This is a genomic window from Brevundimonas sp. AVps23W (assembly GCF_058681395.1).
The window spans coordinates 3,242,887-3,268,002 of record NZ_CM178738.1; the positions used below are offsets into that span (position 1 = coordinate 3,242,887).

At 68.0% G+C, this 25,116-nt stretch carries 21 protein-coding genes and 1 pseudogene; 10 read left to right on the plus strand and 12 right to left on the minus strand.

Features of this window, described 5'->3' with window-relative positions; translation table 11 throughout:
* The first annotated feature begins 8 nt into the window (after positions 1-8).
* Both ACW177_RS15730 and ACW177_RS15735 read left to right on the plus strand, forming a co-directional pair.
* Complete coding sequence (locus tag ACW177_RS15730; protein ID WP_492026608.1) at positions 9-560, plus strand: TadE/TadG family type IV pilus assembly protein; 552 nt, start codon at positions 9-11, stop codon at positions 558-560.
* Positions 553-1,110 carry a TadE/TadG family type IV pilus assembly protein gene (locus tag ACW177_RS15735; RefSeq protein ID WP_492026609.1) on the plus strand — a complete coding sequence of 186 codons (558 nt, stop codon included), beginning with the start codon at positions 553-555 and terminating at the stop codon, positions 1,108-1,110. Before ACW177_RS15730 ends, ACW177_RS15735 begins: the two co-directional genes overlap by 8 nt.
* Before the next feature lie 27 nt (positions 1,111-1,137).
* Here ACW177_RS15735 and ACW177_RS15740 read toward each other — a convergent pair whose 3' ends face one another.
* From ACW177_RS15740 to ACW177_RS15765, 6 genes are all read right to left on the minus strand, one after another.
* On the minus strand, positions 1,138-2,442 hold the full coding sequence (locus ACW177_RS15740) for an anthranilate synthase component I family protein (RefSeq protein WP_492026610.1): 1,305 nt from the start codon (positions 2,440-2,442) through the stop codon (positions 1,138-1,140).
* A complete protein-coding gene (locus ACW177_RS15745) occupies positions 2,439-3,218 on the minus strand; it encodes a tyrosine-protein phosphatase (protein ID WP_492026611.1) in 780 nt (259 codons plus the stop codon). The genes ACW177_RS15740 and ACW177_RS15745 overlap by 4 nt, the downstream gene beginning before the upstream one ends.
* 9 nt (positions 3,219-3,227) lie before the next feature.
* Complete coding sequence (locus ACW177_RS15750) at positions 3,228-3,530, minus strand: winged helix-turn-helix domain-containing protein (RefSeq protein ID WP_492026612.1); 303 nt, start codon at positions 3,528-3,530, stop codon at positions 3,228-3,230.
* A complete protein-coding gene (locus tag ACW177_RS15755) occupies positions 3,530-4,153 on the minus strand; it encodes a hypothetical protein (RefSeq protein ID WP_492026613.1) in 624 nt (207 codons plus the stop codon). The genes ACW177_RS15750 and ACW177_RS15755 overlap by 1 nt, the downstream gene beginning before the upstream one ends.
* A gap of 143 nt (positions 4,154-4,296) precedes the next feature.
* The gene (locus tag ACW177_RS15760) at positions 4,297-5,235 is read right to left on the minus strand and encodes an IS110 family RNA-guided transposase (protein ID WP_492025775.1); all 939 of its coding nucleotides are present in this window, start codon (positions 5,233-5,235) and stop codon (positions 4,297-4,299) included.
* 268 nt (positions 5,236-5,503) lie between these two features.
* Entirely contained in the window at positions 5,504-6,949 is a 1,446-nt protein-coding gene (locus ACW177_RS15765) for an AMP nucleosidase (RefSeq protein ID WP_492026614.1), read from the minus strand.
* Positions 6,950-7,077: 128 nt separating this feature from the next.
* Between ACW177_RS15765 and ACW177_RS15770 the strand changes: the two genes are divergently transcribed.
* The 4 genes from ACW177_RS15770 to recQ all read left to right on the plus strand — a co-directional run bounded on the left by ACW177_RS15770 (position 7,078) and on the right by recQ (position 13,551).
* Positions 7,078-8,322 (plus strand): multidrug effflux MFS transporter, encoded by a 1,245-nt coding sequence (locus ACW177_RS15770; protein WP_492026615.1) that lies wholly within the window; start codon positions 7,078-7,080, stop codon positions 8,320-8,322.
* A gap of 84 nt (positions 8,323-8,406) precedes the next feature.
* Positions 8,407-10,359, plus strand: coding sequence for a M1 family metallopeptidase (locus tag ACW177_RS15775; protein ID WP_492026616.1), 1,953 nt, complete (start codon positions 8,407-8,409; stop codon positions 10,357-10,359).
* A gap of 229 nt (positions 10,360-10,588) precedes the next feature.
* Positions 10,589-11,566, plus strand: a complete 978-nt coding sequence (locus ACW177_RS15780) for a complex I NDUFA9 subunit family protein (RefSeq protein ID WP_492026617.1) — start codon at positions 10,589-10,591, stop codon at positions 11,564-11,566.
* 86 nt (positions 11,567-11,652) lie between these two features.
* Positions 11,653-13,551, plus strand: a complete 1,899-nt coding sequence (gene recQ, locus ACW177_RS15785; protein WP_492026618.1) for a DNA helicase RecQ — start codon at positions 11,653-11,655, stop codon at positions 13,549-13,551.
* A 160-nt stretch (positions 13,552-13,711) separates the two neighbouring features.
* Here recQ and ACW177_RS15790 read toward each other — a convergent pair whose 3' ends face one another.
* The 3 genes from ACW177_RS15790 to mutM all read right to left on the minus strand — a co-directional run bounded on the left by ACW177_RS15790 (position 13,712) and on the right by mutM (position 16,586).
* Entirely contained in the window at positions 13,712-14,614 is a 903-nt protein-coding gene (locus tag ACW177_RS15790) for an alpha/beta fold hydrolase (protein WP_492026619.1), read from the minus strand.
* 53 nt (positions 14,615-14,667) lie between these two features.
* Positions 14,668-15,453, minus strand: coding sequence for an enoyl-CoA hydratase (locus tag ACW177_RS15795; protein WP_492026620.1), 786 nt, complete (start codon positions 15,451-15,453; stop codon positions 14,668-14,670).
* Between the two features lie 269 nt (positions 15,454-15,722).
* Entirely contained in the window at positions 15,723-16,586 is an 864-nt protein-coding gene (gene mutM / locus ACW177_RS15800; protein ID WP_492026621.1) for a bifunctional DNA-formamidopyrimidine glycosylase/DNA-(apurinic or apyrimidinic site) lyase, read from the minus strand.
* A gap of 139 nt (positions 16,587-16,725) precedes the next feature.
* Here mutM and ACW177_RS15805 point away from each other — a divergent pair, with 139 nt between their 5' ends.
* Complete coding sequence (locus ACW177_RS15805) at positions 16,726-17,517, plus strand: phosphatase PAP2 family protein (RefSeq protein WP_492026622.1); 792 nt, start codon at positions 16,726-16,728, stop codon at positions 17,515-17,517.
* Between the two features lie 77 nt (positions 17,518-17,594).
* Positions 17,595-19,661 carry an OPT family oligopeptide transporter gene (locus tag ACW177_RS15810; protein ID WP_492026623.1) on the plus strand — a complete coding sequence of 689 codons (2,067 nt, stop codon included), beginning with the start codon at positions 17,595-17,597 and terminating at the stop codon, positions 19,659-19,661.
* A gap of 142 nt (positions 19,662-19,803) precedes the next feature.
* Here the strand turns inward: ACW177_RS15810 and ubiG are convergent, their stop codons facing one another.
* From ubiG to ACW177_RS15825, 3 genes and pseudogenes are all read right to left on the minus strand, one after another.
* Entirely contained in the window at positions 19,804-20,568 is a 765-nt protein-coding gene (ubiG, locus tag ACW177_RS15815; protein ID WP_492026624.1) for a bifunctional 2-polyprenyl-6-hydroxyphenol methylase/3-demethylubiquinol 3-O-methyltransferase UbiG, read from the minus strand.
* The gene (locus tag ACW177_RS15820; RefSeq protein ID WP_492026625.1) at positions 20,537-20,905 is read right to left on the minus strand and encodes a type II toxin-antitoxin system VapC family toxin; all 369 of its coding nucleotides are present in this window, start codon (positions 20,903-20,905) and stop codon (positions 20,537-20,539) included. The genes ubiG and ACW177_RS15820 overlap by 32 nt, the downstream gene beginning before the upstream one ends.
* Before the next feature lie 328 nt (positions 20,906-21,233).
* Positions 21,234-21,371, minus strand: a pseudogene (locus tag ACW177_RS15825) (AbrB/MazE/SpoVT family DNA-binding domain-containing protein); the annotation flags it as partial.
* A 112-nt stretch (positions 21,372-21,483) separates the two neighbouring features.
* Here ACW177_RS15825 and ACW177_RS15830 point away from each other — a divergent pair.
* Complete coding sequence (locus ACW177_RS15830; protein WP_492026626.1) at positions 21,484-22,743, plus strand: aspartate kinase; 1,260 nt, start codon at positions 21,484-21,486, stop codon at positions 22,741-22,743.
* Between the two features lie 61 nt (positions 22,744-22,804).
* Positions 22,805-25,063: a phosphoenolpyruvate--protein phosphotransferase gene (gene ptsP, locus ACW177_RS15835; RefSeq protein ID WP_492026627.1), complete on the plus strand. Its 2,259-nt coding sequence runs from the start codon at positions 22,805-22,807 to the stop codon at positions 25,061-25,063.
* The last annotated feature ends 53 nt before the right edge of the window (positions 25,064-25,116 follow it).

A 25,116-nucleotide genomic window follows, 5' to 3' on the forward strand; every position in this document is an offset into this window, starting at 1 on the left:
CCCACTCGATGATCCGCCGCCTTGCTTCGATACGGCCCCGCCATCCGGTCCGCGCAGGCGCCCGCAAGGCGCGCGAGGGCGCGGCGGCGGTCGAATTCGCCATGGTGGCCCTGCCCTTCTTCATCCTGCTGTATTCGCTGATCGAGCTGGGCCTGGTGTTCATGATCGACGCCGTAGCCGAAAACGCCGTGGTCGAAGCCACTCGCCTGATCCGCACAGGCCAGGCCCAACAGCAGGGCTTCGACGCGGACAAGTTCAAGACGGCCTTCTGCTCCAACATGAGCGCGTTCCAGAGCGACTGCGCATCGCGCACGACAATCGACGTCCGCGTGGTCACCAGTTTCGCCGCCGACGACGAAGACATCGACGCCGACGGCGACGGGGTCCCCGACAAGGACAGCTATAACGGCGGAACCGCCGATGACCTGATTCTGGTCCGGATTTGGTATCGTCAACCGATGGTCGCCCCATCCCTGACCCAGGCGGTCACCAGCGGGGGAACGGGCGAGGTGGTCATCTCCTCCACCGCCGCCTTCCGCAACGAGCCCTGGAATGCCTAGGCCCTCGATCCTCAGACTGTTCCGCAGGCTGGCGGGCGACGACCGGGGGGTATCTGCGGTCGAATTCGCGCTGATCGCCCCGATCATGATCCTGTTCTACGCCGGGATGGTGGACCTGTGTCAGGGCTATATGGCGCTGAAACGGACCAATCACGTGGCCGCCGCAGTCGCCGATCTGGCGTCGCAGTCCACCGTCCTGACGGCGACCAATGTCGATGACATCTTCGCCGCTGGCCCCGACATCATGGCCCCCTTCTCCCCCACTTCGCTGGAACAGAGGATTAGCAGCGTGACCCGCGTGTCGTCCTCCACCTACAAGGTGGACTGGAGCCGCAGTTCCAAGACCACCGGCGCCCTGTCGGGCGACCTGGCCGTCTCCAGCGCCAAGGTGCCCGCCGACATGCTGTCCAATGGTGAATCGGTAATCATCGCCGAGGCGGCCTATACTTACGAGTCGCCCTTCCAGCAGTTCCTGCCGGAGGTCAGGTTCGAGCGCCGCGCGCTGCTGGAACCGCGGCGGTCAGCCACGATCCCCTGTTCCACCTGCTGACCCAGCGCCCACGGGTCATTCGGCCGCTTATCGGCCGGCAAGGGCGCGCCGCAGGGCGGATATCTTGACCTCGGTCTCGGCCAGTTCCGCCTGCGGGTCGCTGTCGGCCACGATCCCGGCGCCGGCCAGGGTGCGGAAGGTCCAGCGGCCGTCACGGCGTTCGAACGAGGCCGTGCGGATCAGAACCGAGGCGGTCAGACCGCCGCCCTCTTCCAGAATAAACAGCGACCCGCACCAGGCGCCGCGCGGCGGCTCCAGATCGGCGATGACCTTCATGGCCTGATGCTTGGGCGCGCCGGTGATGGAGCCGGGCGGGAAGGTCGCCGCCAGCAGATCGGCCGGCGTCACCCCCGGCTCGGCCCGGCCGACCACGGTCGAGACCAGATGATGGACGGTGGGGTGGCTCTCGATCGCGAACAGCCGCTCGACCGCGACCGAGCCGATGCGCGAGGCGCGGGCCAGGTCGTTGCGCATCAGATCGACGATCATAAGGTTTTCGGCCCGGTCCTTGGCGCTGGCCTGAAGCTCGACGGCCAGGGCCCCGTCCTCGACAGGATCGGCCGACCGGGCGCGCGTGCCCTTGATCGGCCGCGCCTCTATCCGCCGGGTTTCGCCGTCGAAGGCCAGGAACAGTTCGGGCGAGTTGGAGACCAGGGCCCGGTCGCCGATCCGCCAGAAGGCCCCATAGGGCGAGGCCCGGCCCTGTTGCAGCCGCAGGAAGACGTCGAACGGATCGGCCTGGGGCTTCAGCGCGCCACCCCAGGCGCGGGCGATATTGGCCTGGAATAGTTCGCCGGCGGCGATGCGGGTCACGACCTCGGCCACGGCGTCGCGGTAAGCCTGGTCATCCGCCTCGGCCGCGAAGGCTTCGGCCGGTGCGGCGGGCGTCGCAGGCGCGACCGCCGCCGTCAGCCAGCCGGCGGCGCGGGCGGTCGCGGCCTCGGCTTGCGACGCTGTTGCCCCCCGGCCGATGGCGCGGACGCGGCGTTGAAGATGGTCGAAGCTGAGCATGGCCGGATAGCGGGCCAGGATCAGGTCGGGCCAGACCTGGGGCCGTTCGCCCGTGGCCGGACGCGCCCCGGCGTCATAGGCGGCCAGGCCCACAGTCCCCGCCCCCCAGGCCGGATCGCGCAAAGGGTCGAACAGATCGGCCTCGACCGACCCTAAGTGAACCCGGTCCGGCGCCGTCGCCATATGGGACCAGCGCCCGCCTGGACCGCCGTCGGACAGCAGGGCCAGGGCGCCGTCCGCCCCGCCGACCCCGGCCGCCACGGACAAAGGATCCGTCCACGGATGATCTTGGACGACGACATGGGTCAGAGGGCCGCTCACGCCGACAGCCGCGCCTCGATCCGGGCGCGCAGGGCGGCGTCGACGCCCAGCGCCTGGTTCAGATAGGCCTCCAGCGACCCATGCCGGGCCTCGATCTCGGCGAAAGCGGCCTCCAGATAGGCGGGCTCAACGCCCAGGAAGGCCACCACCGCATCGTCCGAGGCGACGCGGCCGGTCATCTTGTGCAGCTGCCGCGCGATGGAGGGGGCGCGACCGACCAGATCGACGGCGGTGTTGGTCAGCAGATAATCCTCGACCAGGTCGTCGCGGTGGACGCCCAGCAGATGATGGGTCAGGGCGGCGAGGAAACCGGTCCGGTCCTTGCCCGCCGCGCAGTGGATCAAGACAGGCCGGTCCTGATCGCCCAGTGCATGAAAATAGCGGCTGAAGACGTCGATGTGCGAGGGGTCGAACGGCAGGGACCGATAGGTCTGCGTCATGAATCGTCGGCCCGAATCCGGCGTCAGGTCCGCGGTCTTGAGGAAGGTGATGTGCGGTGCCTCGGCCCCGTCGTCGATCCCGCCCTCGATCACCAGGGCGTCGAAGCCGTCATGCCGCCGCGACGGCTGGTCCCGCCGTTCGCCGGGCCGGCGCAGATCGACCACCGCCCCCAGATCGAACCCCTTCAGCCGCTCCAGATCGGCGTCGCTGGCGCGGGCGTGATGGGCCGAACGCAACAGGCGGCCGGGACGCACGCGTCGCCCGGCCGCCGTGGCGTAGTCGCCATAGTCGCGAAAGTTGTCGATGGCCTCGAAGGCGTGGAGACGGTCGCTCATGCCCGTCTTCTAGCGCGCGGGCAGCAGCCCCGCCATGGCGTCCAGATAGGCGACGAAAGCCGTCCGGCCCTCTTCGGTCAGACTGGCCTCGGTCAGGGGCTTGCGGCCGACGAAACTCTTGGTCACGGCGACGAAGCCCGCCTCCTCCAGCTTTCGCAGATGGACCGACAGATTGCCGTCGGTCGTCTGCAACCGGGCCTTCAGCGTATTGAAATCCGCCGCCTCGGCCCCGGACAGATAGGCCATGATGCCAAGCCGGATCCGTCCATGGATCACGTCGTCGATCCGGCTGATATCGAAGTCGTCCGCCATCAGACGATCTCCGACGGTTCCTGCCGCATCAGGATCAGGCCGGGGACGAAGGCGACGGCGAAGATCATCCCGGCGAAGACCAGATACATGGCCATGTCGCCCGCAAACCAGCCCATGGCCACCGCCCCGACATAGGACCCGAGCCCGGTCAGGGTCATCCAGCGCGTATTCGTCATGGTCCCGGCAATGATCCAGGCCGAGCCATAGGCCACAAAGACCACGATTGGCATGGCCATCATGGCCGACCAATCACTACTGTTCAGCCCCCTGGCCATCAGCCCCAGCCATGTGGCGAAGATGCCGTACCCCACGGCCGACCAGGCCGCTCCGACCGCGCGATTGCCCGACGAGTTGAAGCCCGGCTTGCCCTTCATCCGCTGAATCAACACGGCCAAGGCTGCACCGAAGACAAGGCCGGCTCCGATCCAGAGCCAGACCGGCGCCCAGGGGCTCGCGTCGATCACCCCGCTAAGCAGAGCCCATTGCCCTATATTGGCGGCACCGAAGACAACGGCGGCCGTCACGAGGAACGGCCCCGCCAGCAAGGGCGCGTGCCGTCCTTCGTGGGCCAGGGCCCGCATATAGGCGATGTCGTCTTGAATAGTCTGCGTCTCGCGCGTCATGGCGCCCTCCTCCTGAAATCCGATGACCACAGGATGCACAATGCACTTTTATTTGTAAAGTTCTTTTCCATGATCGGTCTCCTCCCCATTCATGGGGAGGTGGCGCGGCGCATCTTCGCGCCGTGACGGAGCAACTGTGTTTGTCAGTGGGTTGCGATCCTCCATTCGGAACGGTCGCGGACGACGGCGTTGAGCAGGGTCATCAGCTTGTTGATCAGGGCGACAAGGATGACCTTTCCGGGTTTTCCCTTTGCGGCGAGGCGCTGTTTCATAACGGCCAGGACAGGGTTGTGGCGGGCCCCGATCAGGGCGGCCATATAGGCGACGTTGCGGACCACGGCGCGTCCGCCTCGGATCATGCTTCGGCCCTTCAAGGATCCGCTCTGGCGGTCATAGGGGGCGACGCCGACGAGGGCGGCGATCTGCTTGTGGCTCAGCCGACCAAGTTCGGGCAGGTGGGCCATCAGGGTCCAGCTCAACACCGGGCCGACGCCGGGGACCGAGCGCATCAACCTGTCGCGTTCGGCCAGGTCGGGATCGGCGGCGACGGTGGCGGCCAGACGCTTCTCCAGCAGCACGACGTCGGCCTTCATCCGGTTCAGGCGGCGGGCGGCCATGCGGCGCAGCATTGGGTCGCGCACCTGTTCGACCTGATTGCGGACCCGAACCTGTTCCTCGCACAGGGCGCGGCGGGCATCGACCAACTCAGCCAGAGCCTGGGCGCGGGCGTTGGGCTCCACCGTCCGTCCCGGCAGGGTCTGGACGAAGCGGGCGATCAGTTGGGCGTCGATCAGATCGGTCTTGGCCTTCAGGCCCAGAACACCCGCGAAGGCGCGCACCCGACCGGCCTCCACCCGCCGCACCGCTAGGCCGGCCTGCGTCAAGGCCTCGACCAGGTCCCGTTCGTAGCCGCCCGAAGGCTCCAGCCCGACGGCTTCAGGCCTGATCGTTTGGAGTTGGTCGATCAAGGCGCTCCAGCCCGCCCGATCATTGCTCACCGACCAGACCTCGCCCGTCGTCAGGGCGACATCCAGCCTCGCCTTGCTCACATCAATGCCGACAAACACTCTATCCTGTGTCATCTTGCGACCCTTCCTTGCCAGTGCGGGATCCTCGTCCCGTGCAACTGTTCGGGTTTGGAAGATCACAGCCTGACCCAGGCTCCGTCACGGTCTCTCGACCAGGGGGTATACGGGTTCAAGGCCGCGGCGGGCGGCTGCGTGAACAGCCGCCCGCATCCACATTCAATCACAATGCCAACACACAAGGGGTTCTGCACCGCGCGACCGGCGCCTGCGGGACTTCAAGACCCCCTCCTCCCCGCAAAAGCGGGGAGGAGATGTGCAGCGATCACCTGAACGGCGGCTCGTCGAAGGCGCGGAGTTTGCGGGAGTGGAGTTTCGGCCCCTCGTTGCGCATCAGGTCCACCGCCTGGATGCCGATCTGCAAATGCTCCGAGATCGAGCCTTCGTAGAAGCGGTTGGCTTGGCCCGGCAGTTTGATCTCGCCGTGCAGCGGCTTGTCCGAGACGCACAACAGGGTGCCGTAGGGCACGCGGAAGCGGTAGCCCTGGGCCGCGATGGTGGCGCTTTCCATGTCGATGGCGACGGCGCGGCTCTGGTTGAAGCGCAGGGCTGATTTGGAATAGCGCAGCTCCCAGTTCCGGTCGTCGGTGGTGACCACCGTGCCGGTCCGCAGGCGCAGCTTGACCTCGTCGCCGGGCATGCCGCTGACCGACTTGGTGGCGTCGTACAGGGCGCGCTGGACCTCGGCGATCGACGGGATGGGGATGTCCGGCGGCAGGACCGCGTCCAGCACATGGTCGTCGCGCAGATAGGCGTGGGCCAGGACATAGTCGCCGATGGTCTGGCTGGCGCGTAAGCCCCCGCAGTGACCGATCATCAGCCAGACGTGCGGGCGGGTGACGGCCAGGTGATCGGTGATCGTCTTGGCGTTGGACGGGCCGACGCCGATATTGACCAGGGTCACGCCCTTATGGCCCGGCGCGGTCAGGTGATAGGCCGGCATCTGGTGCTTCTTCCAGGCCGTGTCGCTGATCGCCGCCTCGGGGTTGGCCGTCTCGCGCGTGATGACGACGCCGCCCGCGCAGGACAGGGTCTCATAGGGGGTGCCCGGCGTCTGGAGCTGTTCGATGGCCCAGCGCACGAACTCGTCGACGTAGCGATTGTAGTTGGTGAACAGGACATAGGACTGAACATCGTCCACCGGCGTGCCGGTATAGTGCCGCAGCCGCGCCAGGGAGAAGTCGGTCCGCAGGCCGTCGAAATGCGACAGGGGGAAATCGCCGCCCATGTCGAACAGGCCGTCGGCGATCTCGTCACCGATATGGGCCAGGTCCGTGGTCGGGAACCAGCGCGCCAGGGCGGCCGTCATCGACCGGTCCAGCGCGACCTCAAGCCCGTCGGTCACATAGGGGAAGGGGATTTCCTGGCGCGAGATCCCGACCTCGAAGGTCGCATTATATTCCTGCTCCAGCAGGCCCAGCTGTTCGGTCAGATAGGGACGGAACAGGTCCGGCCGGGTGACGGTGGTGGCGTAGGTTCCCTGTCTCGACAGCCGGGCATAGGCGCGCGGCTCCAGGTCCTGGGGGCGATCCCCGTCCCAACGGATGCGAAGTTCGGGATAGGCGAACACCCCTTCGGCGCGTTTCAGCGGATCGGGCCGCGCGCCGGTGTTGACGAAATCCCGCACGGCGTCGCGCAGGTTGGTCACGGATTGGGTGTAGAGGGTTTCGAGGCGGTCCAGCGCCGCCTGTGCTGTCATCTGTTCTGTCATGACTTCCTCTAGCGAAGCTTCTTGGCTTTGGCGAGGCGCCCGGTGGTCAACCTCGATTTCGTTGCGTTGCAGCATTTTGTGACAGGCGCATGGTTGCGGTTCCCCGCGCGACGGCGCATCAGGCCCAAATGTCCTCTCCCCCTGCGTCAGCACCCGCCAAGAAGGAACTCGGATTCGTCGAGTTCGTCTGTCTCATCGCCCTTATGATGGCGCTGAACGCCCTGGCTATCGACTCCATGCTGCCGGCCCTGCCGCACATCGGCGCGGACCTGGGCGTGGCCAATGAGAACAGCCGGCAGTGGGTGGTGACCGCCTATCTGCTCGGCTTCGGCGGCGCGCAGCTGTTTTACGGCCCTCTGGCGGATCGGTTCGGCCGCAAGTCGGTGCTGCTGTTCGGGGTGGGCGTCTATGTGGCCTTCAGCCTGCTGGCGACCCTGGCGCCGACCTTCGACATGCTGATCCTGGCGCGGATCGGCCAGGGCCTGGGCAGCGCCTGCACCCGCGTCCTGGCCGTCTCCATCGTGCGCGACCGCTATGAGGGCCGCACCATGGCCCGGGTCATGTCCTTCAGCTTCCTGGTCTTCCTGGGTGTGCCGATCCTGGCGCCGTCTATCGGCCAGTTGATCATGCTGGTCGGACCGTGGCGCTGGATCTTCGGCGGTCTGGGCCTGATCGGCGTGGGCCTGATCGTCTGGGCGGCCCTGCGCCTGCCCGAGACCCTGAAGCCCGAGGATCGGCTGCCGATCCAGGTGAAGCGACTGACCTCGGCCTACAAGACCGCCCTGACCGACCGCACCGCCATGGGCTACACCCTGGCCATGACGGCGATCACCGGCGCCCTGTTCGGCTTCATCAACTCGTCGCAGCAGATCTTCGCCGATGTGTTCGACGCCGAGGCCGTCTTCCCCGCCGTCTTCGCCGTGATCGCGGGCGGCATCGCCGTGGCCTCCATCGTCAATGCGCGGCTGGTGGTGAAGCTGGGTTCGCGCAAGATTTCCCACACGGCCCTGATCGGCTTCACCAGCATTTCGGCGATCCACGCGGTGGTGGCCCTCAGCGGGTATGAGACGATCTGGACCTTCGCCGTTCTGCAAACCCTGACCATGTTCTGCTTCGGTCTGATCGCCGGCAATTTCGGCTCCATGGCCATGGAGACCATGGGCCATATCGCCGGCACCGCCGCCTCGATCCAGGGCTTCATCTCCACCATCTTCGGATCGCTGCTGGGCTTCGCGGTGGGGCAGGAGTTCAACGGCACGACCGTTCCCATGGTGCTGGGCTTCACCGTCTTCGGCCTGACCGCCCTGGGCCTGGTCCTGTTCGCCGAGCGGGGTCAGCTGTTCCGCGCCCACCACGCGCCGGAGCGCCACTGAGGCTTTACCGACCGCAGGCTTGATCTTTTCGGCGTTTCCGCGCGTTCTCCGGCCAATCCCTACGGTCAGTCTCGGAAAGCCTCGATGAAGCGTAAAGCCTTCGGTCTCGTCTCCGCCCTCGCCCTTGCTTCCGCCTTGGGCATGGGCGCCTGTTCAGCCACGACCGCAAGCGCCTCCCTGGCGCCGCCTGCCGTGGCCCCGGCGCCCGGCCCGGACGCGATCGACAGCCACACCTACGCCCGGCCCGAGGTCGCCCGCGTCGTCGATGTGGCCCTGGACCTGACCGCCGACTTCAACGCCAAGACCCTTTCGGGCACGGCGACCCTGGACATCCTGGCCGCCCCCGGCGCCAACGAAGTGATCCTGGACATCCGCAATCTGGACATCCAGGACGTGCGCGACGCCGCAGGCCAGCCGCTGCGCTATGTCGTCGGCGAAGACGACGCCATCAAGGGCCAGCCCCTGACCGTCTATTTCCCGGCCTTCGCCGCCAATGAACGGCGCAAGATCACCGTCCGCTATTCGACCCGGCCCGACGCGGCGGCCCTGCAATGGCTGTCGCCCAGCCAGACGGCGGGCGGTCAGAAGCCCTATCTGTTCAGCCAGGGCCAGGCCATCCTGACCCGCACCTGGGTTCCGACCCAGGACAGCCCCGGCATCCGCCAGACCTATTCGGCCCGCATCACCGCCCCGGCCGACCTGACCGTGGTCATGAGCGCCGACCAGCTGACGCCCAAGGGCGAGGCGGCGGCGAATGGCATGAAGACCTGGCGCTTCCGGATGGACAATCCGATCCCGCCCTATCTGATCGCCATTGGCGTCGGCGACATCGCCTTCGCGCCTTTCGACGAACGGACCGGCGTCTGGACCGAGCCCAGCCGCCTGCGCGCCGCCGCCGCCGAGCTGGAGCCGACCGCCGAAATGGTGGACGCGGCCGAGAAACTGTACGGCCCCTATCGCTGGGGCCGGTACGACCTGCTGGTCCTGCCGCCTTCCTTCCCCTTCGGCGGGATGGAAAACCCCAAACTGACCTTCGCCACCCCGACCATCATCGCGGGTGACCAGTCGCTGGTCTCGCTGGTGGCGCACGAACTGGCCCACTCATGGTCGGGCAATCTGGTCACCAACGCCACCTGGAACGACTTCTGGCTGAACGAGGGCTTCACCGTCTATTTCGAGAACCGGATCATGGAGTCGGTTTACGGTCATGACCGGGCCATGCAGGAGCAGGTGCTGGGCTGGGACAGCCTGCAAGACACGCTGAAGTCCCTGCCCGCCGCCGACACCCGCCTGCACCTCGACCTTCAGGGGCGCGATCCCGACGACGGCATGAATGATATCGCCTACGAAAAGGGCGCCCTGTTCCTGCGCACCATCGAGCGCACCGTCGGCCGCGAGCGGTTCGACGCCTGGCTGCGCGGCTATTTCGACCGCAACGCCTACCGGCCGATGACCACGGCCATGTTCCTGCAAGACATCCGCGACCACCTGATCAAGGGCGACACGGCGCTGGAGCGCGAACTGCAGATGGACGCCTGGGTTTATCAGCCCGGACTGCCGTCGAACGCCGCAGCCCCTGTCTCGCATGCGTTCGAGCCGGTGGACGCTGCAGCGCTCGCCTTCTTCAAGGACAAGGGACCGGCCTCGGCCATTCCGTGGGCGGAGTGGAACACCCAGCAGCGCCAACGTTTCCTCGGCTGGCGTCCCGAAGGCCTGGCTGCCGACGCTGACTGGCTGACCGACGCCCAGTTGGCGGATCTGGAGCGCACCCTGAACCTGGCGAACGAAGGCAACAGCGAACTGACCTTCGCCTGGCTGCAAATCGCCCTGGCCCATCGCTACCAGCCGTCGGTCGCGACGGCGGAGCGGTTCCTGACCAGCCAGGGCCGACGCAAATTCGTCCTGCCCCTGTTCCAGACCCTGTGGAACGAAGGCGACTGGGGCCGCCCCATCGCCCGCCGCATCTACGCCGAGGCTCGGCCGCTGTATCACCCGGTGACCAGCGGTTCGGTCGATCAACTGGTCGGCCGGCCTTAAGGTCAGAGACCCTCTCCCGCCGGGAGAGGGCTTGAGCGCCCGAGAGCGTAGCGATCGGTCTTCGCGCGAAAGGGTGAGGGGCAAGGCGGTGCGAGTTGGCCCACCGCCGGCCCCCTCATCCGGCCCTTCGGGCCACCTTCTCCCGCAAGGGGAGAAGGGTTGATGTAGCGTTGCGGCGCCGCTCCCCATCGGCTATCCCGCAGCACGGATTTCGACTGGAGCTTTCCTCATGGCTGACCTCGCCCCCGGCGTCGTGACCCTCTTCGGAGGATCCGGCTTCATCGGATCGCAGGCGGTGCGCGCCCTGGCCCGTCGCGGCTGGCGCATCCGCGTGGCGGTGCGCAACCCGGTTCTGGCCATTGAGGTCCAGCCCCTGGGCGATCCGGGCCAGATCCAGTTCATGCGCTGCGACGTGACCAATGCCGAGGACGTGGCGGCGGCGGTGCGCGGCTCTCACGCCGTGGTCAATCTGGTCGGCGTCCTGCACGACGGCGGCGGCAAGCGCGGCTTCAAGAGCGCCCATGTCGAGGCCGCCAAGAATATCGCCCAGGCGTCCAAGGCCGCCGGGGTGGAGCGCGTCGTCCAGATCTCGGCCATCGGCGCCGACGCCAACAGCCGCTCCGCCTATGCCCGGACCAAGGGCGAGGCCGAAAACGAAATTCGCGCCGTCTATCCGGACGCCGTCATCCTGCGTCCGTCCCTAGTGTTCGGCGCCAGCGACAGCTTCCTGAACCGGTTCGCCGCCATGGCGACCTCGTCGCCCGCCCTGCCGCTGATCGGCGGCGGCAAGACCCGGTTCCAACCGGTCTATGTCGCCGACGTGGCCGAGGCTGTCGCCCGCGCCGTCGTCCGCGGCGATGCGGCCGGCCGCACCTACGAACTGGGCGGACCGGACGTCTACAGCTTCCGCGAAGTGCTGGAGCTGGTGCGTCGCGAGACCGGTCGCGACCGCCTGCTGGCGCCCATTCCCTTCCCCGTCGCCAAGCTGCTGGGTTCGGTGCTTCAGACCGTCAGCCTGATCGGCCTGACCCCGCCCCTGACCCGCGATCAGGTCGTCATGTTGGAGAAGGACAATGTCGTCTCGCCCGACGCCGCGACCCTGGCCGACCTGGGCCTGACCACGCCGACCGGCATGGAGGCCATCGCCCCCTCCTATCTGTACCGCTACCGGGTCGGCGGACAGTTCGCCGTCTCGCCCGCCCACTGAGGCCTCGTCCAGCCTGACCTAAGCCCCGGCCGTGAAAACGGCCGGGGCGTCTTCGCATCCCGGAACAAATAGTGCACAACCTTCGGATGCCGGCCACGCAGACCCAGTCCCGCCCCACGCAAACGCCCAGTCTGGACGACGCCCGGTCCCTGCTGTCGCGCGTCTGGGGCCACGGGGATTTTCGCGGCCTGCAAAGCCAGGTGGTGGACGAAATCTTGGCCGGGCGCGACGTGCTGGCTGTCCTGCCGACCGGCGGCGGCAAGAGCGTCTGCTATCAGATCCCCGCCATCCTCCGCCCCGGCCTGGGCCTGGTGGTCTCGCCCCTGATCGCCCTGATGACCGACCAGGTCGAGGCTCTGAAGCAACAGGGCGTCGCCGCCGCCCGCCTGGATTCCGGCGTATCCCTGGACGAGCGTTCGGCCATCTGGGCCGCGGCCCGGTCCGGCGATCTGGACCTGCTGTACGTCTCGCCCGAAGGCCTGGCGGCCGGCGCCATGATGGACCGCCTGGCCGAACTTCCCCTCAGCCTGATCGCCATCGACGAGGCCCACTGCGTCTCGCAATGGGGCCACGACTTCCGTCCCGACTACCGCAACCTGGGTCTGCTGGCCGAGCGGTTCCCGAACGTCCCGCGCATCGCCGTCACCGCCACCGCCGACGCCCGCACGCGTGACGACATCCTGCGCTCGCTGCGGCTGGAAGAGGCCAAGGTCTTCGTCGACAGTTTCGCCCGCCCGAACCTGCAACTGTCGGCCGAGCGCAAGGAAAGCGCCTCGCGCGCCAAGACCGACGCCCGTGTCATCGAATTGGTGCGCGAACGCCGGGGCAAGTCGGGCGTGGTCTATTGCGGCAGCCGCGACGGCTGCGACCGCGTGGCCCAGGCGCTGCGCGACGCCGGGACCAACGCCATCGCCTATCACGCGGGCATGGACACCAAGGAGCGCGACCGCCGGCTGGAGCGGTTCCTGGCCGAGGACGGCGCCGTCATGGTCGCCACCATCGCCTTCGGCATGGGGGTGGACAAGGCCGACGTGCGTTTCGTCATCCACGCCGATCCGCCGGGATCGCTTGAAGCCTATTGGCAGGAGATCGGGCGGGGCGGCCGCGACGGCGAACCGGCCGAGGGCATCACCCTGTACGGCCCGTCCGACATCGCCTGGACCCTGCGCCGGCTGGACAGCCGCCCCATGGCCGAAGAGGTCAAACAGGTTCAGGTGCGCAAGGCCCGCCAGTTGTTCGCCATGCTGGACGGCGCCGTCTGCCGCGCCCAGGCCGTGCGCCGCTATTTCGGCGAGACCGACGCCGACCCGTGCGGCGTCTGCGACATCTGCGGCGACCCGCCGCTTCTCTATGACGCCACTGTCCCCGCGCAAAAGGCCCTGGCGGCGGTCCAGCGGCTGGGCGGTCGGTTCGGCCGGGGCCGGATCGTCGACCACCTGACCGGTCGCACCAAAACGGTCCAGCCGTGGGAGCAACAGCTGTCCACCTGGGGCATAGGCGCCGACATCTCGCCCAACGGCTGGCGCGACATCGTCGATCACCTGTTGTTCGAGGGCCTGCTGGTCGAGGATCCGAACGACGGCAAACCCCTGGTCGGTCTGGGCGACGGCGAGGCGGTGCGCGCCGTCTACAAGGCCGAACGCAAGATCGAGGTGCGCCGCGTGCCCGCCGGCTTCGACGCCGGCACCCGCTCGGGCAATCCGCGCAATCGCCGCGACCGCACCGGCGAGGGCCGCAACGCCGCGCTGGAGACCATGGACGCCGACGTCCGCGCCCGGTTCGAGGGCCTGCGCGCCTGGCGCCGCGACCGCGCCTCGGAACAGCACGTCCCGCCCTATGTCATCTTCCAGGACAAGACCCTGCTGGAAATCGCCCACGCCGAACCCGGCGACCTGACCGCCCTGGGCGCCCTGCCCGGCGTCGGCCAGTCGAAACTGGACCGCTACGGTAAGGGCGTGTTGGAGACGTTGGCCAGTCTCGACTGACCCTCTCCCGCCGGGAGAGGGCTTGAGCACACGGCGGCGCAGCCGTCGTCCTTGTGCGAAAGGGTGAGGGGCTCGGTGGTGCGAGTTGGCCCACCGGCGGACCCCTCATCCGGCCCTTCGGGCCACCTTCTCCCGCAAGGGGAGAAGGAAGATTGACGCCCTACCCCAAAAACCGATCCACCGCCGCCTGAAACCGGGCCGGCTGGTCGATCATCACCTGGTGGTCGGCGCCTTCGATGCGGACGAAATGCGCCGTTCGCGGCAGGTTGGAGAAGCCGTAGCGGTACAGGCCCTCCAACCGGTTGCGCGGATTGTTCGTGTCCCGCGTCCAGCCATAGACCACCGTGACCGGGGCGGTGATATCGCGCAGCCGTTGGCGCAGATCGACGGTCAGGGCCTCGTACAGGCCCTGGGCCAGCACCCGTCGGTCGCCGCCCTGCAGGCCCAGGCCGTCGAACACCATGTCGCCCGCCAGGCCGAGGTCGCCGCCCAGCGCCGAAACCTGGCCCTTCAGCGCCTGGTCCCCGAACAGCATCAGGGCCTGATAGGCCAGGCGCGCCAGGGGCTCGACCTCACGGGCCGTGACGCGGGCATCGACCAGGGCTGGAAAGAAGGGGGCGGAATCGACCACCATTACCCGACCGATCCGGTCCCGCATGTCCGCCGCCACGCGCAGCGCGATCTGACCGCCCAGCGAATGGCCGATCAGGGCGGGGCGCGAAAGCCGTTGCTCGCGGATATAGCGTTCGATCTCCAGGGCGGCCGGCGCCGCCAGGGCGCCGCCGGCATTCGCGCCGATGTCCGTCTGGCCGAAGCCCCGGATGGTGACCAGGTGGACCCGGTAACGCCCCTCCAGCTTGTCCGCCGTCGACCGCCAGGCCGCACCGGTAGAACCCAACCCCGGAATGAAGACAATATCCGGCCCCGCGCCACGCGTCTCGACGATGATCCGGTCGGAACGGAAGGCCGGGGCGAGAGACGCCGATCCTGTTGTCCGGGCGGCGGCGACGCCGGGCAGGACGACGAACAGGATGGCAAAAAGTGGAGCAAGAAGACGACGCATGACCCGCTTCTAACGCTGGATCACGGCGATCGGTTGACGGCCGCGACCTTGGGTCATCGCCCCTTGAAGTCCGGCTTGCGCTTTTCGACGAAGGCGGACATGCCCTCCTTCTGGTCGTCGAAGGCGAACAGGGAGTGGAACAGCCGGCGTTCGAAGCGCACGCCTTCGCTCAGGCTGGTCTCCAGGGCGACATTGACCATTTCCTTGTTCATCATCACCGCCAACGGGCTCTGGGCCGCGATCTTGGCGGCGGCGGCGCGGGCCTCGTCCAGCAGGGCGTCGGGGGCGACGACGCGGCTGACCAGTCCGGCGCGCTCGGCCTCCGCCGCATCCATCATCCGGGCGGTCAGGATCATGTCCATGGCCTTGGACTTGCCGACCAGGCGGGTCAGCCGCTGCGAACCGCCGATGCCGGGCGCCACGCCCAGATTGATCTCCGGCTGACCGAACTTGGCGGTCTCCGAGGCGATGATGAAGTCGCACAACATGGCCAGTTCGCAACCGCCGCCGAGCGCATAGCCCGACACGGCCGCGATGATCGGTTTGCGGAAGCGCATGATCCGGTCATGGCCCAGGGCGAAGAAATTGCCCTTGAACATGTCGGCATAGGACTGGTCCGCCATCTCCTTGATGTCGGCCCCGGCGGCGAAGGCCTTGGCCGAACCGGTCAGGATCAGGCAGCGCACGCTGTCATCGGTCTCGACCGCATCGAGGAAGGCCGCCAGTTCGCCGAACAGGGTCGAGTTCAGGGCGTTCAGCGCCTCGGGGCGGTTCAGGGTGACGACCGCATAGCCGTCGGCGTGGCGTTCGATCAGCAGGGTGGAATAGGCGTCGGCCATGGGCGGTCTCCTGAGTTTGTACGGGCGTTTGTTCGGGTCATATCGGATACCACCCCTTTCGTCATTCCGGGCGAAGCGTAGCGGAGACCCGGAACCCAGCGGCGCGCGAGAGCGCGAACCTGTCGCGGACGCGATTTTCGAACATCGTGCGGCGTACGGATTTCGCCTTCGGCGCCGCTGGGTTCCGGGTCTGCGGGCCAAGCGGCCCTTCGCCCGGAATGACGAAAGGGGGGGGGGGGGGGGGGGGGGCGGGTTCGAAGCCCGCGTACTCAGCGCTTCTGGCAGGTCGGGCAATAGAAGGTGGAACGTCCGCCCTGGACGATGCGGGCGACCACGCCGACGCAACCCTCCCCCCGGCAGGCCTCGCCCTCGCGGCCATAGACGTCGAACCGGTGCTGGAAATAGCCTTGGCCGCCCTCGGCGTTGGCGAAGTCCTTCAGGGTCGATCCCCCGGCGGCGATGGCGTCGTTCAACACGTCGCGGACGACAGAGGCCAGGGTCTCCAGCCGCGCCTTCGACACCGACCCGGCCGCGACCGGAGGCGAAATCCGGGCGCGGTAAAGCGCCTCGCAGACATAGATATTGCCCAGGCCGGCGACGATCCTCTGGTCCAACAAGGAGACCTTGATGTTCTGTGTCTTGCCGGCGAAGGCCTCGGCCAGATGCGCGCCGGAGAAACCATTGCCCAGCGGTTCCGGCCCCAGGCCGGCGAACCACGGGTGGGCCTCGACCTGGGCGGTAGGGATCAGGCCCATGAAGCCGAACCGGCGCGCGTCGGCATAGCCGATACGGGTCGCGGCGCCGTCGCGGATCGCACAGCCGCTGAAATGCTCGTGCTTGCCGGCGATGGGCGCCGCCTCCTCGAACTCGCCCAGTTGGGTTCCGTCCAGGGTGAAGCGGCCGGTCATGCCCAGATGGGTGATCCAAGTCTCGCCGGTCGAAAGAGGCAGGAGCAGATATTTGGCGCGGCGGTCGACCCGTTCGACCGTCGCCCCCTCCAGCCGTTCGACGAATTGGTCCGGGAACGGAAAGCGCAGGTCGGGACGGTTGATCCGGACCCGCGACAGACGCGCGCCCGCCAGCACCGGCGTCAGGCCTCGTCGGACGGTTTCGACCTCGGGAAGTTCAGGCATGGGCCGGTCCTAGCGCCTCGACGCGAACGGGCCAAGCGGATCGTCCGCCTCCGCCCCAATCGTCGGAAAACATTGTTCGTACAGACGCCGGCGCGACACCCCGGTCTGTCATGCAGGCTGTGAGTAGTCCGGGGGGAATGTGTCTCAGTCCGTCACAACCAATACGCCGCGTGCGCGCATCGCGCGCTGGCTGGATCTGGCCCGCTCGGTCGGCTTGACGGGCGAAGACGCCGCGATCCTGGCGGCGACGGCCGTTCTGGCGATCAGCGTCTACTTCCTGGTCTTCCCGGGCGTCGATATCGCCGCAAGCGGCCTGTTCTATCGGCCTGAAGCCGGGTTCTTCCTGGCGGACAATCCGGTTTTGAAAGCGCTGCGCAAGAGTTCGACCCTGGTCCTGGCCCTGCTGCTGCTAGGGGTGATCGGACGACTGGCCTGGCGCGCCCTTCGTCGGCGCCCCGTCGGCGCCGCAGCCCGACGGACGGTCTTCGCTCTCGCCGCATTGGCCGCGGGGCCCGGCCTGGTCGTCAATCTGCTGCTCAAGGGGCTGTGGGGCCGCGCCCGGCCGGTCCAGATCGACCAGTTCGGCGGCGACGCCGTCTTCACCCCCGTCTGGGTGATCAGCGACGGTTGCCAGTCAAACTGCTCCTTCGTTTCGGGCGAGGGCTCCAGCGCGGCCTGGATGGTCGGGGTCCTGCTGGTGCTGACCCCGGCGAAATGGCGGCCCGTCGTCCTGCCGCTCGGCCTGATCTACGCCTTCGCCCTGTCGATGAACCGGCTGGCCTTCGGCGGGCATTTCCTGTCGGATATCCTGCTGTCCTGGGCCCTGACGGCCTTGGTCATGGCGGGCGTCTATCGGGCGACGGTGGCTTCGCCCGGCCTGGTTCGTCGGGCGCGGCGGCGGTTCCGAGGGCTGCAACCGCTCCCCGCCTGAACGGGGCCTGAGCGTGACCAGTTGCCGCAGGCGACGTTATGGGCTTACGTCCGCGTCGAACGTGGGAACCGATTTCGATGACTGACGCCGCCGCTGCGCCCCAAAGCCCTGCCCAAAAGGGCCGGCTTGAACTGACCCTTCGCGCCCTTGTGCTGGGCTGCCTGCTGGCGGTGATCTTCACCGCCGCCAACACCTATCTGGGCCTGCTAGTCGGCCTGACCTTCGCCTCGGCCATTCCGGCGGCGGTGATCTCGATGGCGGTGCTGCGGGCCTTCCGCACCTCGACCATCTGGGAGAATATGACGGTCCAGACCGTGGCCTCGGTCGGCGGGGCCATGAGTTCGATCATCTTCGTCCTGCCCGGCCTGGTGATGATCGGCTGGTGGCTGGAGTTTCCCTTCTGGCAGTCGGTGGCCATTTGCATTCTGGGCGGCGTGCTGGGGGTGACCTTCTCCATCCCGCTGCGTCGCGCCCTGGTGACCAACGGAGGCCTGCCCTACCCCGAAGGCGTCGCCGCCGCCGAGGTGCTGAAGGTCGGCTCGCGCGGGGCCGAACAGACCGAGAGCGCGGTGCGCGAGAACAAGTCCGGCCTGTGGGTCGTCGTCGCCGGCGCCCTGGTCTCGGCCGGCTACGCCCTGCTGGTCGCGGGTCGCGTCTTCGCCGGCGAAGCGGCGCGCTTCTTCAGGCTGCCGGCCGCCCTAGGCGGCGGCGCCACCGGCATGGGCTTCGGCATGCAGTTCGCGCTTCTCGGCGCGGGCCATCTGATCGGCCTGACCGTGGGTCTGGCCCAGCTGTTCGGCCTGCTCCTGGCCTGGGTGATCGCGGTGCCGATCCTGACCAGCCCGGACACCGTGGCCTGGCTGACGGCGCACGGCATCCCCTCCATCGCCTCCACCCTGCCCGCCGGCGTCCCGGCCGAGGAACTGGCTGGACGGGTCTGGAGCCGCGAAGTCCGCTTCATGGGCGCCGGCGTCATTGGCGTCGCCGCCATCTGGACCCTGATCAAACTGGCCGGCCCGCTGATCGGCGGCCTGACCTCAGCCCTGGCCGCCAACGCCAAGCGCGCCCACGGCGAGGTGCTGGAACGCACCGAACAGGATCTGCCCATCAAACTGGTCGGCGGGATTTCGGTCGTCTGCCTGATCGGCATCGCCGGCCTGCTGGCCTGGTTCGCCCAGAGCGCCCCGGCCCTGGCGGGATCGACCCCGCTGCTGGTCATCGGCGGCCTGGTCTATGTCGTCCTGATCGGTTTCGCCGTCGCCGCCATCTGCGGCTATATGGCCGGCCTGATCGGCTCGTCGAACAGCCCGGTCTCGGGCGTCGGCATCCTGGCGGTCGTGATCGCCTCCCTGCTGATGCTGGGCGTCATGGCCATCGCGGGGGTTCCGGCCGATCCGTCGATCATTGCCTTCGCCCTGATCGTGACCGCCGTGGTCTTCGCCGTCGCCGTCATCGCCAATGACAATCTTCAGGACCTGAAGACCGGCCAGTTGGTCGAGGCCACGCCCTGGCGCCAGCAGGTCGCCCTGATCGTCGGCGTCGGCGCCGGCGCCATCGTCATTCCCCTGATCCTGAACCTGCTGAACCAGGCCTTCGGCTTCGAGGGCGGCCCGCCCGCCATCGTCGAGGGCGCCAAGACCCTGGCCGCGCCCCAGGCCACCCTGATCTCGGCCCTGGCGCGCGGCGTCATCGGCGGCGATCTGCGCTGGGACCTGATCGGCCTGGGCGCGGTGATCGGCGTGATCATCATCGTGCTGGACGCCGTCGTGTCCAAGGCGACGAACGGCAAGGTCAAACTGCCGCCGCTCGCCGTCGGCATCGGCTTCTACCTGCCCGCCGCCGTCACGACCATGCTGGTCATCGGCGCCGTCTGCGGCTGGATCTACGACAAGGCCGTGTCCAGCACCCGTTACGCCGACGTGGCGCGCCGCATGGGCGTGCTGCTGGCCTCGGGCCTGATCGTCGGCGAGAGCCTGTTCGGCGTCTTCACCGCCGGGGTGATCGTGGCCACCCGCGACGACGCCCCGTTCGCCATGCTGCCCGAGGGTTCGACCTGGCCGGCCATGCTGGCGGGGATCATCGGCTTCGCCGTGGCGGTGTTCGGCCTGTACGCCTGGACCCGCAGCCGCGCCAAGGCGGTCTAATAGTCTCCCTCCCCTTCATGGGGAGGGACGATCGCGCAGTGATCAGGGTGGGGCCCGAAAGGGCGTGAGCGAGATGTCCAGACCGCCCCACCCCGGCTTCGCTGCGCTGCGCCGCCCCTCCCCATGAAGGGGAGGGAGAATTTCAGGCCCGCGTGGCCACCATCATATAGTTGATCCCCGCATCGTCGCTCTGGCTCCAGCGGTCGGTCAGCGGGTCATAGTTCAGGCCATACGGCCCCTCGACCGTCACCGCCTCCTGCGACAGCATTGCCCGAATCTCGTCGGGCTTAAGGAACTGGCGCCAGTCGTGCGTCCCCGCCGGCACCCAGCGCAGAATGTATTCCGCCGCCACCTTGCCCAGGGCCAGAGCCTTCAGCGTGCGGTTCAGGGTGGCGACCATCATCACCCCGCCCGGCCGAACCAGACGCGAACAGGCGCGCACGAAGGCTTCCGGGTCGGCGACATGCTCGATCACCTCCATGGTCAGGACCACGTCGAACGGTCCCGCCCCTTCCGCCTCGATCTGTTCGACCGTGGCGGCGCGATAGGCGATGTCCAGCCCGACCATCTCGGCGTGGGCCCGCGCCGTACCGATATTCTCGGACGAGGCGTCGATGGCCGTGACGGTGAAGCCCATACGCCGCATCGGCTCGGCGATCAGCCCGCCGCCACAGCCGACGTCCAGCAGCGTCAGCCCCTCGAACGGACGACGCGCCTTCGAATCCCGCCCCAGACGGGTACAAAGCTGCTCGCGGATCAGCGCCAGACGGGCCGGATTGAACCGGTGCAGGGGCGCGAACGGCCCGTGCGCATCCCACCATTCGGCCGCCTGGGCGGAGAAGCGGGCCACGTCGGCGGGATCGATGGATGGGCCTTCAGCGAAGGACACGGATGTCGATGGCGACATTCAACTGGCTCCATGCCCGGTCAGTGGTGAGCGCTTCAAGGCCCTCTCGTTCGGCCAGCGCCAGACAGGCTCTATCGCCGAGCGACAGGCCCTGTCGATGGGTGACGCGCCGCAGCAGGCCGGTCCTGACCGCAAGATCGGCGTCAAAGGAGACGACCTCACAGCCCAGGGCCGCGACCGCGGACTCGGCCTGCAACTCGTCCAAACCGAAGTCCGTCAGCTTGCCAACGACCTCGGCTAGATTGACGGCGCCCAAAATCGCGCGCCCCACGACCGCCTCCACAGCTTCGGCGCCCGGCTCCCCGTTCAAAGCCGCGAGCACGGCCGAGGCGTCCAAGACGACCTTAGTCATTCGTGTCGGTCTCGACCTCACGGCGTCGATCCTCGATCAGGCTGTCGGAAAGGCGGACACCGTCAGGCACGACGGACTTAATCAAATCGCGCGCACGACGCAGGGAGGCTGCCCCGGACATCAGGGTCAGTTGGTCTCCACCCGTCTGAACGATTACGGCGTCGCCCGACGAAAGCCCCAGCCCTTCAAGCAGGGCCGCCGACACCAGAAGATCCCCTCGCGATCCCACCTCCAGCCGGAACGCGCCGCCCGGCAGAGGGCGCGCCTCCGAAGGCCTGGGCTCCTTGCGACTGGGACGTTTGAGACGATCGGCCTCGAGCACATTGCGGACGTGTTGGTAACGCTTGCCTAGCAGGCGTGCAATTTCGGCCCGCTCGATACCCGCTTCGCTCAAGCGACGGATTTTGTCCGATACGGTCAGCGGGGAACCGACAACCTCATGAACATTCATAACCACGCTCCATGATATCGAGATATGTATTTTATAGTTAGGTAGGTTGTCAATAGCAGTTGTTTGTACCGCCCTCCCTCGCTAGGAAGAGCGCGCATTGGCAGGGAGCTCCATGACAAGACTGGTGATGAAGTTCGGCGGCACCTCGATGGGCGACCTCGAGCGCATCCGTCGCGCGGCGCGGATCGTCGCCGCCGAGGCCGCCTCGGGCAAGAAGGTGGCCGTCGTGGTCTCGGCCATGGCCGGCAAGACGAATGAACTGGTCGCCTGGACCGACGGCGCCGGCCCGGCCGCTGCGGGCCTGCCGCTCAGCGACGACGAATATGACGTGGTGGTCGCTTCGGGCGAACAGGTGACGGCCGGGCTCCTGGCCCTGACCCTGCGCAACATGGGGCTGAACGCCAGGTCGTGGATGGGCTGGCAGGTGCCGATCATCACCGACGACGCCCACGCCCGCGCCCGGATCATCGACATCCCCGGCGAAAAACTGGGCGCCGCCGTCGACGCCGGCGAGATCGCCATCGTGCCCGGCTTCCAGGGCGTGACCCCCGAGGGCAAGATCACAACCCTGGGCCGGGGCGGTTCCGACACCTCGGCGGTCGCCGTGGCGGCGGCCCTGTCCTGCCCCTGCGACATCTATACCGACGTGGACGGCGTCTATACGACCGACCCGCGCATCGAGAGCCGCGCCCGGCGCCTGGCCAAGGTCTCCTATGAGGAGATGCTGGAAATGGCCTCGCTGGGGGCCAAGGTGCTGCAGACCCGTTCGGTCGAACTCGCCATGGCCAAACAAGTGCCTGTGCGGGTTCTGTCCAGCTTCATCGAACCGGACGAGTCCGGCCAAATGCCCGACAAGGGCGGAACCCTGATCTGCGACGAGGAGGAGATCGTGGAAAAACGCATCGTGTCCGGTGTGACCATGAGCCGTGACGAGGCCCGCATCACCCTGCTGGGCCTGTCCGACCGCGTGGACGCCCCCGCCGACGTCTTCACCCGTCTGGCCGAGGCCAACGTCAATGTGGACATGATCGTCCAGAGCCAGGCCCGCACCGCTAATACGGTCAACCTGACCTTCACCACCGGCCGCCGCGACGCCGTGCGCGCCGCCGAGCTGATGACAGCCGGACAGGATCAGCTGGGCTTCGAGGAGATCCGCATCGACGAGGACGTCGCCAAGGTGTCCGTCGTCGGGGTCGGTATGCGCAGCCACGCCGGCGTGGCCCAGACCATGTTCAAGGCCCTGGCCGACAAGGGGGTCAAGTTCCAGGCCATCTCGACCTCGGAAATCAAGATCAGCGTCCTGATCGACGCGGCCTACGCCGAACTGGCCGTGCGCGCATTGCATTCGGCTTATGGCCTGGACGCGATATAGGTGATTTGAATAGGCGCTTCGGCGCCGGAGCGCGGGAGCCATAATGCCGGCAGGCGGCGCGATGACCAGGGGACCTCGGATCCTCCTGCGCCAGATCCGCGAGGCTCTGGGCGGGGCCGGTGCGGGCGCGACCCCGGCGCAGGACCGCCTGAACATGGTGGTGCGGATCATCGCCCGGTCCATGGTCGCCGAGGTCTGCTCCATCTATCTGCGCCGCGCCTCGGGCGAACTGGAGCTGTTCGCCACCGAGGGCCTGAACCCCGACGCCGTCCACAACACCCGCCTACGCCCCGGCGAGGGTCTGGTGGGCGAGGTGGCCCGGATGGCCCAGCCGATCAGCCTGTCGGACGCCCCGTCGCACCCGTCCTTCTCCTATCGGCCGGAAACGGGCGAAGACCCCTATCACGCCTTCCTCGGCGCCCCCCTGCTGCGCGGCGGCCGGGCCATCGGCGTCCTGGTCGTCCAGAACCGCACCGAGCGGCGCTATGACGAGGAGGAGGTCGAGGACATCCAGACCATCGCCATGGTCCTGTCCGAGACGGTGTCCTCCGGCGAACTGCTGGACCAGGACGAACTGCGCGACGTCGAGCTGGCCCCCCACCGGCCGGAACGGCTGAAGGGCCAGAAGTTCGGCGACGGCCTGGCGGTCGGTCACGTGGTCCTGCACGAAGCCCCCCTGCCGCCCGAGAAACTGCTGTCCGAAGACCCGGCGATGGAGGAGGCCCGGCTGAAGCTGGCCCTGGCGTCGCTGAAGACCGGCCTGGACGCCATGCTGGACAAGGGCCAGGGCCTGGCCGGCCCCTCGTTCGAGGTGCTGGAGACCTATCGGATGTTCGCCGACGACCGGGGCTGGAACCGGTCGCTGGAAGAGGCGGTCCGCAACGGTCTGACCGCCGAGGCGGCGGTGGACCGGGTCCGCAACGAACACCGCGCCCGCTTCGCCCAGGCCCGCGACCCCTATATCCGTGAGCGGCTGCACGATTTCGAGGACCTGGCCAACCGGCTGCTGCGGGTGCTGGCGGGCGACAAGCCGGGCGAGCGCGAACTGCCCGACGACGCCATTCTGGTGGCGCGTAACCTGGGCCCGGCCGACCTGCTGGAATATCCGCGCGACAAGCTGAAGGGCCTGCTGCTGGAAGAAGGCTCGGCCGCCAGCCACGCCGCCATCGTCGCCCGCGCGCTTCAGATCCCCTGCGTCGGCCGCCTGATGGGGCTGCGCGACCGGCTGTCGGAGGGCGATGTCGTCATCGCCGACGGCGAGACCGGCGAGGCCTATCTGCGTCCCCGCCCCGACATGATCGAGGCGGTCCAGTCGCGGATGGCCGTGCGCGATCAGCGCCAGGTCCAGTTCGCCCAGCTGCGCGACACCCCCGCCGTCACCCTGGACGGCCAGCGCATCAGCCTGCTGACCAACGCCGGGCTGGCGGTGGACCTGGAGAACCTGAACGAGACGGGGGCCGAGGGCATCGGCCTGTTCCGCACCGAGTTCCAGTTCATGGTCTCGGACGAACTGCCCCGGCTGGACGCCCAGACGGCGCTTTACAAGCTGGTGCTGGACGCCGCCGGCGACCGGCCCGTCACCTTCCGCACCCTGGACATCGGCGGCGACAAGGTCCTGCCCTATCTGGAGGCCGAGCGGGAGGAGAACCCCGCCCTGGGCCGTCGCGCCATCCGTCTGGGTCTGGATCGGCCGTCCCTGCTGCGGATGCAGTTGCGCGCCCTGCTGACGGCGGCGGCGGGCCGCGAGCTGCGCGTCATGTTCCCGATGATCGCCACGGTGGACGAGTTCCGGGCCGCGCGCGAACTGGTCGATGTCGAATGCGCCTGGGCCAAGCGGCGCGGTCGCGCCCTGCCCGCCCTGCTGCGCGTCGGGGCCATGGTCGAATGCCCGTCGCTGCTGTGGCATCTCGACGCGCTTCTGCCCCTGACCGACTTCGTCTCGATCGGCACCAACGACCTGTTCCAGTACATGTACGCCGCCGACCGGACCAATCCGCTGGTCTCGGATCGCTACGATCCCCTGTCGCCCCCGACCCTGCGCGCCCTGCAGTCGATCCAGAAGGCCTGCGCCGACACCGGCACCCCGGTGTCGATCTGCGGCGAGCTGGCGGGCCGGCCGCTGGAGGCTTTCGCCCTGATCACTCTGGGCTTCACCCGCCTGTCGGCCCCGGCCGGCGGCGTCGGCCCGGTCAAGCGCATGATCCTGTCCGCCGACCTGACGGCCGCCAGACGTGGGCTGAATAATCTGCTGAACCTGTCCACCGGCTCCGTCCGTAACGAGATCGAATCTCTGGCGCGAAAGTTGAACGTGTCCGTCTGACGATCGCCGCGCGCGTCCCGTTCAGGGAATCGCCGTTGATGGGACAGGGATTA

Excerpts from the sequence above, each read along its gene's own strand:
- ACW177_RS15730 (WP_492026608.1), top strand. The coding sequence starts at position 9 with ATGATCCGCCGCCTTGCTTCGATACGGCCCCGCCATCCGGTCCGCGCA.
- ACW177_RS15735 (WP_492026609.1), top strand. The coding sequence starts at position 553 with ATGCCTAGGCCCTCGATCCTCAGACTGTTCCGCAGGCTGGCGGGCGAC.
- ACW177_RS15745 (WP_492026611.1), bottom strand. The coding sequence starts at position 3,218 with ATGAGCGACCGTCTCCACGCCTTCGAGGCCATCGACAACTTTCGCGAC.
- ACW177_RS15750 (WP_492026612.1), bottom strand. The coding sequence starts at position 3,530 with ATGGCGGACGACTTCGATATCAGCCGGATCGACGACGTGATCCATGGA.
- ACW177_RS15755 (WP_492026613.1), bottom strand. The coding sequence starts at position 4,153 with ATGACGCGCGAGACGCAGACTATTCAAGACGACATCGCCTATATGCGG.
- ACW177_RS15760 (WP_492025775.1), bottom strand. The coding sequence starts at position 5,235 with ATGACACAGGATAGAGTGTTTGTCGGCATTGATGTGAGCAAGGCGAGG.
- ACW177_RS15765 (WP_492026614.1), bottom strand. The coding sequence starts at position 6,949 with ATGACAGAACAGATGACAGCACAGGCGGCGCTGGACCGCCTCGAAACC.
- ACW177_RS15770 (WP_492026615.1), top strand. The coding sequence starts at position 7,078 with ATGTCCTCTCCCCCTGCGTCAGCACCCGCCAAGAAGGAACTCGGATTC.
- ACW177_RS15775 (WP_492026616.1), top strand. The coding sequence starts at position 8,407 with ATGAAGCGTAAAGCCTTCGGTCTCGTCTCCGCCCTCGCCCTTGCTTCC.
- ACW177_RS15780 (WP_492026617.1), top strand. The coding sequence starts at position 10,589 with ATGGCTGACCTCGCCCCCGGCGTCGTGACCCTCTTCGGAGGATCCGGC.
- recQ (WP_492026618.1), top strand. The coding sequence starts at position 11,653 with ATGCCGGCCACGCAGACCCAGTCCCGCCCCACGCAAACGCCCAGTCTG.
- ACW177_RS15790 (WP_492026619.1), bottom strand. The coding sequence starts at position 14,614 with ATGCGTCGTCTTCTTGCTCCACTTTTTGCCATCCTGTTCGTCGTCCTG.
- ACW177_RS15795 (WP_492026620.1), bottom strand. The coding sequence starts at position 15,453 with ATGGCCGACGCCTATTCCACCCTGCTGATCGAACGCCACGCCGACGGC.
- mutM (WP_492026621.1), bottom strand. The coding sequence starts at position 16,586 with ATGCCTGAACTTCCCGAGGTCGAAACCGTCCGACGAGGCCTGACGCCG.
- ACW177_RS15810 (WP_492026623.1), top strand. The coding sequence starts at position 17,595 with ATGACTGACGCCGCCGCTGCGCCCCAAAGCCCTGCCCAAAAGGGCCGG.
- ubiG (WP_492026624.1), bottom strand. The coding sequence starts at position 20,568 with ATGTCGCCATCGACATCCGTGTCCTTCGCTGAAGGCCCATCCATCGAT.
- ACW177_RS15830 (WP_492026626.1), top strand. The coding sequence starts at position 21,484 with ATGACAAGACTGGTGATGAAGTTCGGCGGCACCTCGATGGGCGACCTC.
- ptsP (WP_492026627.1), top strand. The coding sequence starts at position 22,805 with ATGACCAGGGGACCTCGGATCCTCCTGCGCCAGATCCGCGAGGCTCTG.